Annotated in this window: 13 protein-coding genes; 6 read left to right on the forward strand and 7 right to left on the reverse strand. The window is 58.0% G+C overall.

The annotated features are described in order from the left end of the window. Positions 1–10: 10 nt before the first annotated feature. Positions 11–775 (reverse strand): FKBP-type peptidyl-prolyl cis-trans isomerase, encoded by a 765-nt coding sequence (locus AC0J4F_RS15390; protein WP_133946990.1) that lies wholly within the window; start codon positions 773–775, stop codon positions 11–13. Between the two features lie 147 nt (positions 776–922). Next, a complete protein-coding gene (locus AC0J4F_RS15395) occupies positions 923–1498 on the reverse strand; it encodes a MarR family winged helix-turn-helix transcriptional regulator (protein WP_133946991.1) in 576 nt (191 codons plus the stop codon). Positions 1499–1730: 232 nt separating this feature from the next. Between AC0J4F_RS15395 and AC0J4F_RS15400 the strand changes: the two genes are divergently transcribed. Beyond that, positions 1731–2705: a DMT family transporter gene (locus AC0J4F_RS15400; protein WP_473023931.1), complete on the forward strand. Its 975-nt coding sequence runs from the start codon at positions 1731–1733 to the stop codon at positions 2703–2705. Between the two features lie 141 nt (positions 2706–2846). On the opposite strand, the gene AC0J4F_RS15405 is transcribed toward AC0J4F_RS15400, so the two are convergent. The 3 genes from AC0J4F_RS15405 to AC0J4F_RS15415 all read right to left on the reverse strand — a co-directional run bounded on the left by AC0J4F_RS15405 (position 2847) and on the right by AC0J4F_RS15415 (position 5683). Further along, positions 2847–3743 (reverse strand): ROK family protein, encoded by an 897-nt coding sequence (locus AC0J4F_RS15405; RefSeq protein ID WP_473023932.1) that lies wholly within the window; start codon positions 3741–3743, stop codon positions 2847–2849. A gap of 2 nt (positions 3744–3745) precedes the next feature. Continuing rightward, complete coding sequence (locus AC0J4F_RS15410) at positions 3746–4468, reverse strand: class II aldolase/adducin family protein (protein ID WP_473023933.1); 723 nt, start codon at positions 4466–4468, stop codon at positions 3746–3748. Positions 4469–4747: 279 nt separating this feature from the next. Then, positions 4748–5683, reverse strand: a complete 936-nt coding sequence (locus AC0J4F_RS15415) for a pirin family protein (protein ID WP_133946995.1) — start codon at positions 5681–5683, stop codon at positions 4748–4750. 159 nt (positions 5684–5842) lie between these two features. On the opposite strand from AC0J4F_RS15415, the gene AC0J4F_RS15420 reads away from it, so the two are divergent. Then, positions 5843–6448, forward strand: coding sequence for a thiamine phosphate synthase (locus AC0J4F_RS15420; RefSeq protein WP_473023934.1), 606 nt, complete (start codon positions 5843–5845; stop codon positions 6446–6448). 9 nt (positions 6449–6457) lie between these two features. Here AC0J4F_RS15420 and AC0J4F_RS15425 read toward each other — a convergent pair whose 3' ends face one another. Beyond that, entirely contained in the window at positions 6458–7339 is an 882-nt protein-coding gene (locus AC0J4F_RS15425) for a LysR family transcriptional regulator (protein WP_133946997.1), read from the reverse strand. Between the two features lie 332 nt (positions 7340–7671). Between AC0J4F_RS15425 and AC0J4F_RS15430 the strand changes: the two genes are divergently transcribed. Beyond that, complete coding sequence (locus AC0J4F_RS15430) at positions 7672–9171, forward strand: CoA-acylating methylmalonate-semialdehyde dehydrogenase (protein ID WP_133946998.1); 1500 nt, start codon at positions 7672–7674, stop codon at positions 9169–9171. 67 nt (positions 9172–9238) lie between these two features. Here the strand turns inward: AC0J4F_RS15430 and AC0J4F_RS15435 are convergent, their stop codons facing one another. Then, on the reverse strand, positions 9239–9559 hold the full coding sequence (locus tag AC0J4F_RS15435) for a hypothetical protein (RefSeq protein WP_209175042.1): 321 nt from the start codon (positions 9557–9559) through the stop codon (positions 9239–9241). Positions 9560–9794: 235 nt separating this feature from the next. Here AC0J4F_RS15435 and cydD point away from each other — a divergent pair, with 235 nt between their 5' ends. The 3 genes from cydD to AC0J4F_RS15450 all read left to right on the forward strand — a co-directional run bounded on the left by cydD (position 9795) and on the right by AC0J4F_RS15450 (position 15040). After that, on the forward strand, positions 9795–11600 hold the full coding sequence (gene cydD, locus AC0J4F_RS15440) for a thiol reductant ABC exporter subunit CydD (RefSeq protein WP_473023935.1): 1806 nt from the start codon (positions 9795–9797) through the stop codon (positions 11598–11600). After that, positions 11597–13282: a thiol reductant ABC exporter subunit CydC gene (cydC, locus tag AC0J4F_RS15445; protein ID WP_473023936.1), complete on the forward strand. Its 1686-nt coding sequence runs from the start codon at positions 11597–11599 to the stop codon at positions 13280–13282. Before cydD ends, cydC begins: the two co-directional genes overlap by 4 nt. A 153-nt stretch (positions 13283–13435) precedes the next feature. Then, positions 13436–15040 (forward strand): cytochrome ubiquinol oxidase subunit I, encoded by a 1605-nt coding sequence (locus tag AC0J4F_RS15450; protein ID WP_473023937.1) that lies wholly within the window; start codon positions 13436–13438, stop codon positions 15038–15040. The last annotated feature ends 3 nt before the right edge of the window (positions 15041–15043 follow it).

The raw sequence follows: 15043 nt of genomic DNA on the forward strand, positions 1-15043 counted from the left end.
CGGTGAGACTTCAGCAGAGCCAGCAATTCTCGGGCTGCACAGCTTCTGTGACGTCTCCGCCGCCTGAGATCCAGCTCGTGATGCCATTGGTCACGTTGGCGACCTGGGTGAAACCGGCCTGACCCGCAAGATACTCGGACAAGGCTTTGCTGCGCGCGCCCGTCCGGCACAGGAAGATGACCTCATCGCCGGGGCCGGAGATCAGTGACTGCAGTTCCTTGCCGAAATTGGGGTTCGGGTTTCCGGAGGCATCGAAGAAGGTCACCAGATGGGTGCCGGGGATGACACCAGTCTGTTTCCATTCATCCGGGCGGCGAATGTCGATTACAGTCGCTCCTGCGGCCAGGCGCTCTTTGAGCTGATCATTGCTGAGCTCGGAGAATTTCTTGCCTTTGACATCCAGTAACTCGATTTCGAATTTGAGCGTGGCATTCGGCGGAATGACCCCACCAGCGCCGGATGCACCATAGGCGAGATGCGGCGGGATGATCAGCTCGCGCTTGCCACCGACCTGCATGCCTTCAACGCCTTGTTCCCAGCCCGGGATTACCCGGCGTTCGCCGAGCGTGAAGGAAAACGGGGTGCCCCGGTCTAGGCTTGAATCAAACTTTGTGCCGTCCATCAGCCAGCCGGTGTAATGCACGACGACGGTCTCGCCGACATTGGCTTCTTCTCCGGTGCCTTTCTGGATGTCCTTGATTTGCAGTTCTTCTTGCGCGACTGCCGGGAGGATAAACAGTGTTGCGGCAAGGATGGGGGCGATCCACTTGATCATGTCGGGGTCCATTTGTCCGAAAAAATTCTCGGGAGACCGTCGATCATCTGTCGCTGAAATGCAAATCAAGGTGCGTTGATTGGGACCGCGCCTATTGCCGCACCAATATGTATTCTTCTGGCAGGTCGCTGGTATCTGGCGGGTCTATCAGCCGGCCTTCTTCTCATTGGCCGTGCGGATGAGTTTTTGCAGAAGGTCGCCGAGTTGCTGTTGTTCGTCTTTGCTCAAGCCATCGACAGCGGCGGCCTGTGCTTCCACATAGTCCGGCATCATGCCTTTGACGAGACTCAGTCCCTTGTCCGTCACACAGACGGTCAAAGCCCTTCGGTCTTCCGGGTGGGGACAGCGTTCAACGAGACCTGCTTTTTCCAGCTTGTCGAGCCGGGCCGTCATGCCGCCTGAGCTCATCATGGTGGTCCGGTAGAGTTCGGTCGGGGTGAGCTTGTAAGGCGGCCCGGAGCGGACGAGCGTTGCCAGAACGTCGAACTCCCCGAGTTTCAGGCCGATCTTGGCATAGGCTGGTGTCAGATAATCGGCGGTCATCATCTGTGAGGCTTCATTGATCCGGCCGAGCACCACCATGGGTGTCAGCTTGTCTGCGATCTCCGGCACTTCCTTTTGCCATTGCTGGCGGGCGCGTTCAGCCCGGTCCATCAGAAGCTCTTCAGGATCCCCGAACATGTGGTCCGGGTTTTTTGCGCGTGAAGACGGCGATTTGGACATCTTGCTTCCTGGTTTTATCGCGCAAGCCTGTTTCACCAACACTTTTGCGCAGCGCAGTGGCTTTTCTAGATGATTGATTTCTATTCCGAAAATGCGCCAGGACTCGCTGGTTGTCAATCAATATCAAGAAGCTTGATAAAAAGTATCTTGATATAAAGATAAAAGTTCTTATGTTGACCGTTACCGGCCGTATTGCAGCGGCTGAAAGACTGTTTCTGAGAAGGATTTTCAAATGTCGGATACGTTCAAAACCTTGCCATCAGAGGCCGGGGAAGTGCCCCGGCAACAACCGAGCCTCATGACCCGGTTATACGACAACCCGCATATACTTCTTCTGACCGTTGGCAGCTTTCTGGCCGTCTCCGTTGTGTTTGCCAAAACCGGCCCCATGGTGGGATGGCATCCTCTCGGACTGTTGCAATGGGCCATTATTGGCGGTGCCGCGCTGCTCTGGAGCGGGACGTTGCTCGCCGGTGTCGAAAGCGGTGCGCGGCATCGGGCCTCACGTGCGGCGAAACTTCGTCTCCTGAAATACCTTTTCATCACCGGCATATTGTTCATTGCGCCCAACATGATTGCGGTGGTTGCGGCCCCTGAAGTCGGCGCAAGTTTTGTTTCGCTGAGTTATGCGTTTCCGCTGGTTCTGACTTATGCCTTCGCTGTGCTGATCGGTCTGGAGCGGTTCCAGATGCTGCGCAGCATCGGTGTTCTGGCGGGTCTTGCCGGAGGTGTTCTCTTGGCTGGCGGTGGGGCCGGGGTCTCTCCTGAAGGCTCCTTTTGGGCCATTGTCACCCTGGCAATCCCGGTGTTTCTCGCCGTTGGAAACATCTACCGGTCTTTGAAATGGCCGGACGGTGCAACCCCCATCGAACTGGCCCTTGGCATGATGGTCGTGGCGTTCATTGCACTGGCAATTTTTAACGCGGTCATGGGAATACCGGTCGGCCCGGCCGAGTGGACAACTGCGGCGCTAGGGCTTTTGCTGGCACAGATCCTGGCGTTCTCGGTACAATACGGGCTCTATTTCCGCCTGCAGCAGGTGGCCGGTCCGGTTTATCTCAGCCAGATCGGTTCTGTGGCGGCCATCGCGGGCCTTGGTCTCGGGTATCTCGTCTTCAGCGAAGTTCCCAACCTTGCCAAACTCGGCGCCATCGCTGCGGTCGCGCTCGGCATCGTGTTCGTCACGCTCGGAAAGGGGCGGAGTTGATCGACCTTCCGCTGAAATCTGAAAAGGTAGTCCCGGCCTCGCGCCGGGACCGGTCCGTTTCAGACAAAGAGGCTCAGGTCCCGGTTCGCGCTTTGCTTGACCGGGACGATGGACGGCGGGAAAGGACTCCGCTTCAGAAAATCAATCATTCCATAGCCAGGCAGCGCCGCGGACGCCGGAACTGTCGCCGTGCTTGGCTTTGCGGATGGGCGTGTCATAGGTGTCTGAAAAGACGTAAGGCAGCATGGCGTCCGGCAGGTCGTCATAGAGTTCCGTAATGTTCGACATGCCGCCGCCGAGCACAAAGACATCCGGATCCAGCAGGTTAGCCGACATGGCCAATGCCCTGGCCAAGCGGCTCACATAATCCTGGTAGACCTTGGTGGCGACCGCATCCCCGGATCGTTTCAAGTCGATAATCTCATGACCTTTCAGCGCTCTCCCGGTGCGTTCTTTGTAGTCCCACTGGAACCCGGTTCCAGAGCACCACAGGTCAATGACGCCCTTGTGGCCGATCCAGCTGTCGGGGCCCGGGAACTCTTCCGCCGTCATCCAGGGCAGGGCGATGCCGCCCCATTCCCCGCCAATGCCGTTGGCGCCAAGGTGGGCCTTGGCGTCAATTGCGATACCGGATCCTGATCCCGTGCCGATGATAATGGCGTGCGCAATATGAGCGCCTGCGCCAGCGCCGTCCGTCGCCTCGGAAACGGCCAGGCAATTGGCATCGTTCTGGATGCGCACAGGACGGTTCAAGGCAGCTTCCAGATCCTTGTCGAGCGGCTTGCCGTTCATCCAGGTGGAATTGGCGTTCTTTACAACACCGGTTTTTGGAGAAAGCGATCCGGGAATGCCCAACCCAAGCGAGCCGGTCTGGCCGGTTTCACTTTCAGCCACGTCGACCAGATCCTTCACCACGCGGATGCAGCCTTCGTAATCATCTTTCGGCGTTGCGCTGCGCTGGCGGAACAGTTCGGTGCCCGCATCGTCCAGCGCGATGATCTCGATCTTTGTTCCACCCCAATCAATTCCAAGACGCATGTTCAGCCCACCCGTTTCGGCAATTCAAATGCAGCTGTTTGACCGTCTTTGAGGTCGCCCGCCTGTTTGCCGTAAGTTCTGAATTTCGTGAGAATGTCGGCCATCTCCGCCGCATCCAGGATCACCGGTTGTCCAATTGCCAGTGCGGAAAGATATTGGTCCGCAAGATCTTCAACACCTTCGGCAACCGACAAGGCCTTTTTGAGCGTCGCCCCGCCGGCAATCTGTCCGTGATTGGCGAGAAGACATGCGTTTCGATCCCCAAGGGCGTCGATCATGGCTTCGGAGAGGGCGCGGGTCCCAAAACTCTCGTATCGGGAACACTCGATCCGGTCGCCCCCGGCAATAGCCACCATGTAGTGAAAGGCCGGAATGCCTTTCCGATGGCAGGCCAGGGCTGTCGCACGCGGGCTGTGGCAATGGACAACGGCGCCGCAGCTTGGCTTAGCCATGTAGAAGTCCAGATGCATGCGCCATTCCGAAGAGGGCAGAATGTCGCCGCGGTAACACCCCTGCATATTCACGGCGACGATCTTCTCGTCAGTCAAATCTTCATAAGGTGTCCCGGACGGAGTGATCAAAAAACCGTCCTCAGTGCGCGCACTGACGTTCCCAGACGTGCCTTTGGTGAGCCCCAGTTTCGGCAAGGCCTGTGCCGTCTCGATGATCTCCGCGCGGAGCGCCTCGGTGTCTTTGGGAAAGACAGGCTGAGTTTTGGCGGTCATGACAACTCCTTGAAACCAGTCCGTTCTGTATAAAGGCCAGAGCGTGGGCTTCAAGAGACTTGGCGGTGGCTTATGGTTTCCGCACCGGTTTCGGAATTGAATACCGGGTCTGAACGCGGCTTAGCCAAATGATCGGGGTGCCGTTTTCGGTCACCAATGGTGCTTTGACTAATAAGCTGTCCCGGCCTTGAGCCGGGACCGGTGCCCATAAACAGTTGGCCCCGGATCAAGTCCGGGGCAGAAAGGGATAACGGCCGTGTTACGCCTCTTTTGTTTATGCTACGGCCCGGGCCGGTCTGGCAGGGGAATGAACTCCTCTTCGTCGCCCGGCACGATGTCGAACCGGCCCTGACGCCAGTCTTCCTTGGCCTGCTCGATCCGTTCCTTGGACGAGGAAACAAAATTCCACCAGATGTAGCGTTCGCCGTCCATCGGCTCGCCGCCCATCACGACAAACCGCGCCGGCGCCGGGGACGTGTTTTCGATAACGAGATGATCGCCCGCTTTGACGACCATCAGTTGCGCCGGATCAAATGTCTGTCCGGCAATCGTGATCTGTCCGGATATCGTGTAGATGCCGCGCTCTTCCCAACCTGCGTCCAATGGAACCTTTGCGCCCGGCTCCAGATGAATGTCGGCATAGAACATGTCCGAAGCTGTTTTGACCGGCGCCGTATGGCCGTAGAGCGATCCGGCGATCAATTTGACTGACGCGCCCTGATCGGCAAATTCCGGCTGTTCATCGGTTCCGTGGTGCTGGAAGGTCGGGTCGGTTTCTTCCAGATGTTTCGGCAGTGCCACCCAGCTTTGCAGACCGAACAGTGGGCGTTTTTCATTGAGCCGTTCGGGCCGTTCGCGCTCTGAATGGACAATGCCTTTTCCGGCGCTCATCCAGTTGAGTGCGCCGGGGGCAATGGCGATTTCCGTGCCGAGACTGTCCCGGTGGTACATTTCACCTTCAAACAGATAGGTGACGGTCGCAAGGCCAATGTGCGGGTGCGGGCGCACGTCAATGCCGCCGCCAACCAGAAGCTCTGCCGGGCCCATCTGGTCGAAAAAGATGAACGGGCCGATCATCCGGCGCTTAGCGGATGGCAGCGCCCGGCGGACCGAGAAACCGCCGAGATCTGATGTGCGTGGTACGATAATCGTCTCGATCGGATCGCAGCTTGCAGCGTCTCCCGGAGTTGGATCCGGGCAATTCAACCAGCTCATGGGCCTCTCCCAATGTCACAAATGAGTTTCTTCCCATCATAGATAGGGGATGCATGCCGAAAGTGTCCATTGAACAGTCCGTTTCGGTCTTGAGCAGTGATTTGCACGCAGTATAACGGACCGGTAATCGGCCTTACGCCGCTATCTCCGTGAGCCAGAATGAAACTCGATCCTTTTTATCTCATCGTTGACAGCTCTGATTGGATTGCCCGGCTGGTGCCGCTGGGCGTGAAACTTGTGCAGCTTCGCATTAAGGACCAGCCGGACGCGGACATCGCCCGCCAGATCCGGGAAGCCAAATCCGTCTGTGCCGATCACGGCTGCCAATTGGTCGTGAACGACTATTGGCGGCTCGCCATTTCCGAAGGCTGTGATTTCGTCCACCTGGGGCAGGAAGATCTGGCGGATGCTGACGCGGACGCGATCCGCAAAGCTGGCTTGAAACTGGGCGTCTCCACCCATGACGGCGCGGAGCTCTCGACGGCATTGGCAGTGCAGCCGGAGTATGTGGCGCTCGGTCCGGTCTATCCAACACTTACCAAGGAGCTGAAATGGGCGCCGCAGGGGCTGGAAAAGATCACCCGCTGGAAAGCGAACATCGGCGATCTGCCCTTGGTCACCATCGGTGGATTGACCGCAGAACGGCTTTCAGGTGTCTTTGAGCATGGCGCGGACAGCGCTGCGGTGATCACTGACATTACCCGCAATAGCGACCCGGAAGCGCGGACACGCGAATGGATCTCTGCAACGAAAAAGTGGCGCTAGAGTCTCCCGTTACTCAAACATCGCCTTATCGCGCGCGACTTGCTCGCGCAGGAAGTCCTGCACGGCCGCGACGTGGCGCAAGGGGCGGGAACTTTCGTGGGTAACCATCCAGTAAGCGCGTTTCAATTTCATATCCGGTAGAACAGGCACAAGCGATGGATCTGCGCGGGCGATAAAGTCGTGCAGGATGCCAATGCCCGCGCCCGCCTTGACGGCTTCAGTCTGGCCGAGTGCGGAGGCAATTTCGAAGCGCGCGGTCCAGCCCTTAAAGAACTCTGTCCCATAATTGAGCGAAGCGGAATAGAGCAGGTCCTCCACGTACCCGATCAGATTGTGCGCGCTCAAATCTCCAGGACTTGCCGGGATACCCCGTTCCGACAGATAGGACCTGGAGGCGTAGAGCCCGAGGGCGTAATCGACCAGTTTTCCGGCGATTAGGCGGCCCGTTTCCGGCCGCTCGATGGTGACGGCAATGTCCGCCTCCCGGCGGGACAGGGAGAAGGAGCGGGAGACCGGAACAAGCTGAACCGTGAGGCCCGGATGCTGGCGCGTGAGCAGGCCGAGGCGCGGGGCAAGGTACGCCACCCCGAACCCGTCCGGTGCACCAATGCGCACGGTGCCGGATATCTCCGGCGTGTCATCGCCAAGATCAGCTTCGGCTTGAAGAGCTGCGGCTTCCATACTCTCGGCGCGGTCGAAAAACCGGCTGCCGGCATCGGTCAAGACGCAGCCTGAGGTCGAGCGATCAAAGAGCCGGGTGCCAAGACTGTCTTCAAGGGCGGTCAACCGCCGGGCAACGGTGGCATGGTTCAGCCCGAGCCGTTTGGCCGCCGCCAGGATCTGCCCCGTGCGGGCCACGCCCAAAAAGATGCGAATATCGTCCCAGTTCATAGAGTATGTCTTTATTGTCGTCCCGGACGCGGCGCAGCTACGATCCGGGGTCCTTTCGCTTGCGGATGGCTGGTTTAGTTTTCGGCCCGGGTAGTCCCAGCTCCGCGCTCTGCTTGGCCCGGGTTGCGTGGGGTGGCTTTTGTGCCGGGTTTGTGATGCCTGTTTGTTATCAAGTTATAGTGGAGCTTATGCGTTCTAACTATAAAAAACGCACAACGGATGCGGATTTTCGGTTCTTGTAGAATGCAAAAATAAAAGCGAAAACAGCTGCAGCATAATTTGGGTGGCAGTTATCAGCTGCCGTTGCTTCTGACGTTTTGGGAGAAACGAACATGGAAAAGATCGGTCATTTTATCGGCGGCAAACAGGTTGATGGCACCTCGGGACGCTATGCAGACGTCTACAATCCGGCGACTGGTGAAGTTCAGGCACAGGTCGCGCTCGCAACCACCGCCGAAATGGAAGCTGCCGTTGCAAACGCTGCCGCAGCCCAGCCGGCCTGGGCTGCGCAGAACCCGCAAAAGCGCGCCCGCGTGATGATGAAGTTTGTCGATCTTCTGAACCGCGACATGGACAAGCTGGCTGAAAAGTTGTCCTCTGAACACGGCAAGACCTTTGTTGACGCGAAAGGCGACGTGCAGCGCGGTCTGGAAGTGATCGAGTTCTGCATCGGCGCACCGCATCTCCTCAAGGGCGAATTCACGGATAGTGCCGGCCCGGGCATCGACATGTACTCCATGCGCCAGCCGCTGGGCGTTGTTGCCGGGATTACCCCGTTCAACTTCCCGGCCATGATCCCGCTCTGGAAGATGGGTCCGGCACTCGTTGCCGGTAACGCGATGATCATGAAGCCATCCGAGCGCGATCCGTCCGTTCCGATGATGCTGGCGGAGCTGTTGAAAGAAGCCGGTTTGCCGGATGGCGTGTTGAACGTCGTCAACGGCGACAAGGAATCGGTCGATGCGATCCTCGACAACCCGACCATTCAAGCTGTCGGCTTTGTCGGCTCCACGCCGATCGCCCATTACATTTACCACCGCGCTGCTGAGAACGGAAAACGGGCGCAGTGCTTCGGTGGTGCCAAAAACCACATGATCATTATGCCGGATGCGGACATGGATCAGGCCGCGGACGCGCTTGTTGGTGCTGGTTATGGCGCCGCCGGTGAGCGCTGCATGGCGATCTCCGTGGCTGTCCCGGTAGGTGATGAAACCGCTGACCGCCTGATCGAAAAACTCGTCCCGCGCGTCGAGGCGCTGAAAGTCGGCCCATGGACAGCCGGTGATGACATCGATTTTGGTCCGGTCGTGACCAAGGCCGCACAGGAAAACATCCTGCGCCTCATCAACTCCGGCGTGGACCAGGGCGCGAAGTTGGTCGTGGACAACCGTGACTTCTCCATGCAGGGCTATGAGGACGGTTTCTTCGTCGGGCCGCACCTGTTCGATCACGTCACCAAGGACATGGACATCTACAAGACCGAGATCTTCGGTCCGGTGCTGTCCACTGTGCGTGCCAAGACCTACGAGGAAGCCATTGGCCTTGCCATGGATCACGAGTACGGCAACGGCACCGCGATCTTCACCCGCGACGGAGACACGGCCCGCGACTTTGCCAACCGGATCAACATCGGCATGGTGGGCATCAACGTGCCGATCCCTGTGCCGCTCGCCTACCACACGTTCGGCGGCTGGAAGAAATCCGGCTTCGGCGATCTGAACCAGCACGGTCCGGATGCGTTCAAGTTCTACACGCGGACAAAAACAGTCACCTCCCGTTGGCCGTCTGGCATCCGGCAGGGTGCGGAATTCTCCATTCCGACCATGAAGTAAGTCTTGTTTAAACCGACAGTTTGAGGCGCGGGCGGACCATCTGGTCCGCCCGTTCTCTTTTGTGGCTTCAGGCGGCGGCCGTCATGTCGGCCTCGACCACCCGGTCGGCGGCGTAATGTGCCATTGAAACGAGACCATCGATTTCTGCCATGATGGCTTTGAAGCCCGGATCAGACATGACCTTCTGTCCGGCAGCTTTGGCCGTCGCGAGGTCGCGCCACATGACAACATCAGCGAAGAGGCCTTCGTCGTCGCACGCCTCATAGGCGGACCAGGACAAAAAGCCTTCATAATTGCGAACTATGTCCTGCGCTGCCCGCCGGGCAATGCGCGCCTTGGCGCGGTCCTTGACTTTGAAAACCACCAGTTCGAGGCACGGAGTTGTCATGACGGAACATCCTTTTCGGTTTTGCTGTTGAGGAAACAATGTCCGCAGACTTTGTTGCACAGGCCTCCTGCCAGCTTCCTGTCAGGAGAAACCGCTGGTGATTGGGGCAAAATCCGCGCTCAAACCTTGGGCTAGATGGAAATTTTGAAAAACCGCGTGTAAGAGTCGTTGAAACAAGACAAAGGGGCAAAAAGCCTCAGTGACATCGCGGGGGGAGCGCGGCGATAAGCAGTCCATGACAAAAGGGAATACCAAACGGGCAAGAAAACCGGGCGCGAGCGTGACGACTGCCGATGCGGCTGATGGGCCGATCGGCGTGCCGGATGACGCCTGCGCGAAGGCTCTGCGGCGTGCCGGATTGCTGTTGGCATTTGCCGATCTCATTTGGATTGCCCAGGCCGGACTGATCGCGTTTGCAGCTGCTCTCTTGCTTCAGCCCTTTTTGGATCCAGCAAGCGTAGATGTCTCCCTTGAGAGCTCTGTTCCGGTTCTTGCCGCCGGTTTCGGCGTCATAGCGCTGGCGCTTGTTCGAATGGTTTTGCAAACGAGGGGTATGAATGCGGCACGCCGTTCTGCTCGCAGTGTGCAAAGTGCGGCGCGAACCCGGTTGCTTAAAGCAGCCGTTGAAGTTTCGCCAGCAGCGGCATTCCCATCTTCAGGCGCCTTTGCTGCCCATCTGACCGAACAAGTTGATCTTCTTGGTCCTTACTACCAAAACTATGTGCCGCAAATGATGCGGGTGAAGGTCGTTCCGCTGGTCATTGTAGTAGCGGTACTGCCCGTCAGCTGGATTGCCTCTCTCATTCTGCTGATCTGCGGCCCGTTGATCCCGGTCTTCATGGCCCTGATTGGCATGCGGGCCAAAAAAGCCAGTGCACACCAGCAGAACGAACTGACACGACTAAGTGGGACATTGCTGGACCGGATCAGAGGGCTGGAAACGCTCACTCTCTTCGGTGCACTGGATCGCACGTTGCAAAGTGTCAATGACGCTGGCGAGCGGTTCCGGTCTGGCACAATGAAAGTCCTGAAGATTGCATTTCTGTCTTCGACCGTGTTGGAGCTGTTCTCGGCGCTCGGGATTGCTTTTGCTGCCGTTTATATCGGTTTTTCCCTCCTTGGAGACATCTCCATCGGAACTTGGGGATCGCCTTTGACCTACGGCGGAGGGCTGTTTGTCCTGTTACTGGCACCGGAGTTTTTTGCGCCCTTGCGCGGATTTGCGGCCGCCTACCATGACCGGGCAGCAGGTTTGGCAGCTCTGGAGAGCCTTGCCAGTCTTGAAGACAGCTTTCCGGCACCCAAGCCAAGCAGTGCCGAAAAGAGCGAAGCGGTCACGTTTCCTGTCGGAGGCGGCGTACCAACTATCCGGTTTGAAGACGTTTCGATCCGGTTCGGCGAGCGGTCCGTCTATGATGGTCTCACACTGGATATCCCGTCTGGCCAGGCGCTTCTGTTGTTTGGTCCGAGCGGCAGCGGCAAGACAACGCTGATCGACTGTATCCTGGGTTTCCACACACCAGCAGACGGTGCCGTAACGGTTGACGGGCAGGCGCTGACATCAGCAATGGCCAAGGAATTGCGGCAGAGCGCCATGTGGCTCGGTCAGTCTCCGCGCTTGTTTCATGGCTCGATCAAAGCCAACTTGATGCGGGGCGCGGGGCCTGGCGAAACCGGAAGTGACGATGATCTCTGGGCCGCGCTACGGCTTGCCGGTGCGGAGGGACTGGTCCGCGGGTTGCCGCGCGGACTTGGCACACAGCTGGGCGAGGATGGTTTTGGCCTCTCTGTTGGCGAGATCCGGCGGATTGCGCTCGCAAGGGCTGCCGTGCGCAGATCGGCCAAGCTCCTTCTGGCAGATGAACCGACGGCAGGGCTTGATGATGAAACCGCCGCCGATGTGATCTCCGGGCTGCAAAAGCTGTGCGCCGGCCGGACGGCGGTCATTGCAACCCACAATCCGGCCATTCTGGCTCTTCCTGGACAAAAGATTGATCTTGCTCGTTTGGCAGGAGCGAAGATTTTGGAGACAGCCGGATGAACGCTGTTCTGAGCTTTGTCTCCCGCCACTTTCGGCACAATCGACTATCCTTTTGTCTCGGGATTGCAGCTGCGCTGGTTCCGGCAATCTCCGGCCTGTTGCTGTTGGGTGTGGCGGGCTGGTTCATCACGGCTGCCGGTATTGCCGGGGCGACCGGTGTGTTTTTGAACATCTTTGCCCCGAGCGCCATGATCCGGGCTTTGGCGATCTTGCGAACGGTCGGCCGGTATGGCGAACGGATGCTGACCCATGACGCAACATTCCGGTATCTCGCGGATCTGCGCACAAAGCTCTTTGCAGCAATGGCGTCGAAGTCGCTGTCCGGACAGCGATCTGGCCTGTTGTTGAACCGCCTGACCATCGACATTTCCGCACTGGACGGTGTTTATCTCCGTTTGGTTGTTCCTTCTGCGGTAATTTCGACGGTCTCGCTCGCGGCACTTACGATCTGGTTGTCCATGCCGGCAATCGTATTTGCCGCTGGCGCGGTTTGTCTCAGCGGCTGGTTCGGGCTCGCAGTCTATGCAGTTCGCAGTGCCGACAAGAAACTTGCCCGCCGGGCGGACGCGGCTAATGAAGCCATGCGTTTGAGAGCTACCGACATGGTTGCCGGGCGCCGGGATCTTGCGGTGTTTGGTGGGCTGGAGCCGGTTGTTGAAACCATTCGGCAGGCGGATGACAGCCAAGGAGCAGCGGAAGATCTGGAAGATCGCCGGGCGGTACGCTTGACCGGGTTTTCGGCCGCGCTCGGACAGATGTTTGTGGCCCTGATGCTGGTGGCGGTTTCGCTTTCAGTCATGGCGAACGATATCTCTCCAGGCCTGGGCATTGCTCTTGTCCTTGCAGCCATAGCCGTTCCCGAGATCATCGGGTCTATCCTGCCGGGGCTTGCAAAACTGCCCCGTATCGCTTTGGCGGCAGACCGGACAAACACTTTGCTGGCGCCGTCTCAATCGGACGAAAGAGCTGTTGTCCACCAAAGAAACGACAACAACCAGGAAGAGCCAGTCACTGGTTCAATTCTAAAGTTCGACTCGGTGTCATTCGGCTATCCCGGTGCAGAGCGCACTGTTCTGGAAAATCTGTCCTTTGAACTTTCAGAGAAACAAACGCTGGCAATTGCGGGGCGCAGTGGATGCGGCAAGAGCACCGTTGCCGCACTTGCCTCCAGAATGCTGGTTCCAGGCAAGGGTCGGATCCTTCTGAATGGTCAGGATCTGGCTAATGTGCCCGAAGCAGAGCTTCGTTCACGCGTCACGGTTCTGAGCCAGCGGCCGCATCTCTTCAATGATACGGTCGCTGCGAACCTCAGGATTGCGAACCCGTCTGCGAGCGATACCGAACTCTGGATCGCGCTGGCGCAAGCGGCCATCGCGCAGCGGATCTCTGAAAGCCCGGATGGACTTGATACGGTCATCGGGGAGGGGGGGCTTGGTCTGTCGGGTGGGGAACAGCGGCGGATTGCTCTCGCACGCGCGTTTTTGACAAATCCGGACCTGTTTATCCTGGATGAAATGACGGAAGGATTGGACACGGCGACGACAACAGACGTCCTTGAGCGGTTCTTCTCGTTCCGGGGGCGCGCTGCTGTTCTCATGATCGCGCACAAGCGGATCGAATTGGAATCGGCCGGCAGCGTTTTGTTTCTCAATCAGAGAAAAGCCGATCTTGCAGCGGAATAAAGTGACTTCAGATTATCTCGAGTTTGTAATTTCGTATTCATTTTGATGTAGTTAGGTGACCTACAATATAGTTTGGGTGCATTGACCTTGAGATGCACCTGGGTCACCATCTCGTCAAAGGCTAAGGCCGCACGGGCTTAAAAGGGGAACCCGATGGAACTCAACGTCGTCGATCTGTCGCGGTTGCAGTTTGCCATGACTGCGATGTACCACTTCTTGTTCGTGCCACTGACCATCGGGCTTTCGATCCTGCTTGCCACCATGGAAACGGTCTATGTCATGACCGGCCGCGAAATCTGGAAACGGATGGTCAAGTTCTGGGGAACGCTGTTCGGCATCAATTTCGTGCTTGGGGTCGCCACGGGGCTGACCATGGAGTTCCAGTTCGGCATGAACTGGGCCTATTTCAGCCAGTATGTCGGGGATGTGTTCGGCGCGCCGTTGGCCATCGAAGGCTTGATGGCATTCTTTCTTGAAGCGACCTTTGTCGGCTTGTTCTTCTTCGGCTGGGACAGACTGTCGAAGCGCCAGCACCTCGCTGCGACCTGGGCCGTTGCTTTCGGAACTAATTTTTCAGCGCTTTGGATCCTGATCGCGAACGGCTGGATGCAGCATCCAGTTGGTGCCGAGTTCAATCCCGACACGATGCGAATGGAAGTCACAAGCTTCTATGAAGTCCTGTTCAACCCGGTTGCCCAGGCCAAGTTCGTTCACACCGTATCGGCCGGTTACGTCACCGCAGCAATGTTCATGATCGGGATTTCCGCGTGGTACATGCTGCAGGGTCGGCATCTGCAGATCGCGAAACGGTCCATGGCAATCGCCTCGGCATTCGGCTTCGCCTCGGCACTGTCCGTCGTCGTTCTGGGCGATGAGAGCGGCTACGAAGCCAACTTGAACCAGAAGATGAAGCTCGCAACGATCGAGGCCATGTGGCACACGGAACCGGCCCCGGCGGCGTTCAACGTTGTCGCCTGGCCCGACATGGAAACGCGGGAGAACATCTTTGCGATTGAAGTCCCGTATGTGATGGGTCTCATCGCAACACGGTCTCTCGATACCGAGATCCCGGGCATCAACGAGCTCGTGGAGCGATCGAAAGATCGCATCCGGCAAGGCGCGGTCGCTTGGGATGCGTTGCAGAAAATTCGAGAGAACCCGGCTGAGGCCAGCGAAGAGTTGCGGGAAACATTCCGCCAGAACGCACAGTCTCTCGGCTATGCCTATCTCCTGTTGCCCTACACCGACAACCCGATGGCAGCTACGACCGAGCAGGTTGATGCGGCAGCCTGGTCGACGGTGCCGAATGTTTGGCCGATGTTCTATGCCTTCCGGATCATGGTGGCGTGCGGTTTCTTCTTCATCCTGCTGACAGCCGTGTTCTTCTACTATTCCTCTGCCGGCCGGCTGGAAACGCTCATGGAAAAACGGCGCTGGATCCTTCATGTCGCGGTCTGGTCCATACCGCTGCCCTGGATTGCATGCGAGATGGGCTGGTTTGTTGCCGAGTATGGCCGTCAACCCTGGATCATCGAGAGTATGCTGCCAACGTCTGCCGCGGTTTCCAGTCTTTCCGTTCCTGCGGTTCTACTGACGCTTGCCGGTTTTGTGGCACTTTACAGCACGCTGCTGGTCATCGAGATCGCGCTGATGATCAAATACATCAAGATTGGACCGGAGGATGGCGAACAGATCGCTCCCACACCACCGCCGTCCATCTTAGCACCCTCATCAGCTTCAGCAGTTCCGGCGGAGTAAACG

This window comes from Roseibium sp. R5, assembly GCF_055755305.1.

Bases quoted from the DNA above. Each gene is read 5' to 3' on its own strand.
- AC0J4F_RS15415 (WP_133946995.1), bottom strand. From the start codon at position 5,683: ATGAGCTGGTTGAATTGCCCGGATCCAACTCCGGGAGACGCTGCAAGC.
- AC0J4F_RS15410 (WP_473023933.1), bottom strand. From the start codon at position 4,468: ATGACCGCCAAAACTCAGCCTGTCTTTCCCAAAGACACCGAGGCGCTC.
- AC0J4F_RS15390 (WP_133946990.1), bottom strand. From the start codon at position 775: ATGATCAAGTGGATCGCCCCCATCCTTGCCGCAACACTGTTTATCCTC.
- AC0J4F_RS15425 (WP_133946997.1), bottom strand. From the start codon at position 7,339: ATGAACTGGGACGATATTCGCATCTTTTTGGGCGTGGCCCGCACGGGG.
- AC0J4F_RS15430 (WP_133946998.1), top strand. From the start codon at position 7,672: ATGGAAAAGATCGGTCATTTTATCGGCGGCAAACAGGTTGATGGCACC.
- AC0J4F_RS15395 (WP_133946991.1), bottom strand. From the start codon at position 1,498: ATGTCCAAATCGCCGTCTTCACGCGCAAAAAACCCGGACCACATGTTC.
- AC0J4F_RS15450 (WP_473023937.1), top strand. From the start codon at position 13,436: ATGGAACTCAACGTCGTCGATCTGTCGCGGTTGCAGTTTGCCATGACT.
- cydD (WP_473023935.1), top strand. From the start codon at position 9,795: ATGACAAAAGGGAATACCAAACGGGCAAGAAAACCGGGCGCGAGCGTG.
- AC0J4F_RS15435 (WP_209175042.1), bottom strand. From the start codon at position 9,559: ATGACAACTCCGTGCCTCGAACTGGTGGTTTTCAAAGTCAAGGACCGC.
- cydC (WP_473023936.1), top strand. From the start codon at position 11,597: ATGAACGCTGTTCTGAGCTTTGTCTCCCGCCACTTTCGGCACAATCGA.
- AC0J4F_RS15420 (WP_473023934.1), top strand. From the start codon at position 5,843: ATGAAACTCGATCCTTTTTATCTCATCGTTGACAGCTCTGATTGGATT.
- AC0J4F_RS15405 (WP_473023932.1), bottom strand. From the start codon at position 3,743: ATGCGTCTTGGAATTGATTGGGGTGGAACAAAGATCGAGATCATCGCG.
- AC0J4F_RS15400 (WP_473023931.1), top strand. From the start codon at position 1,731: ATGTCGGATACGTTCAAAACCTTGCCATCAGAGGCCGGGGAAGTGCCC.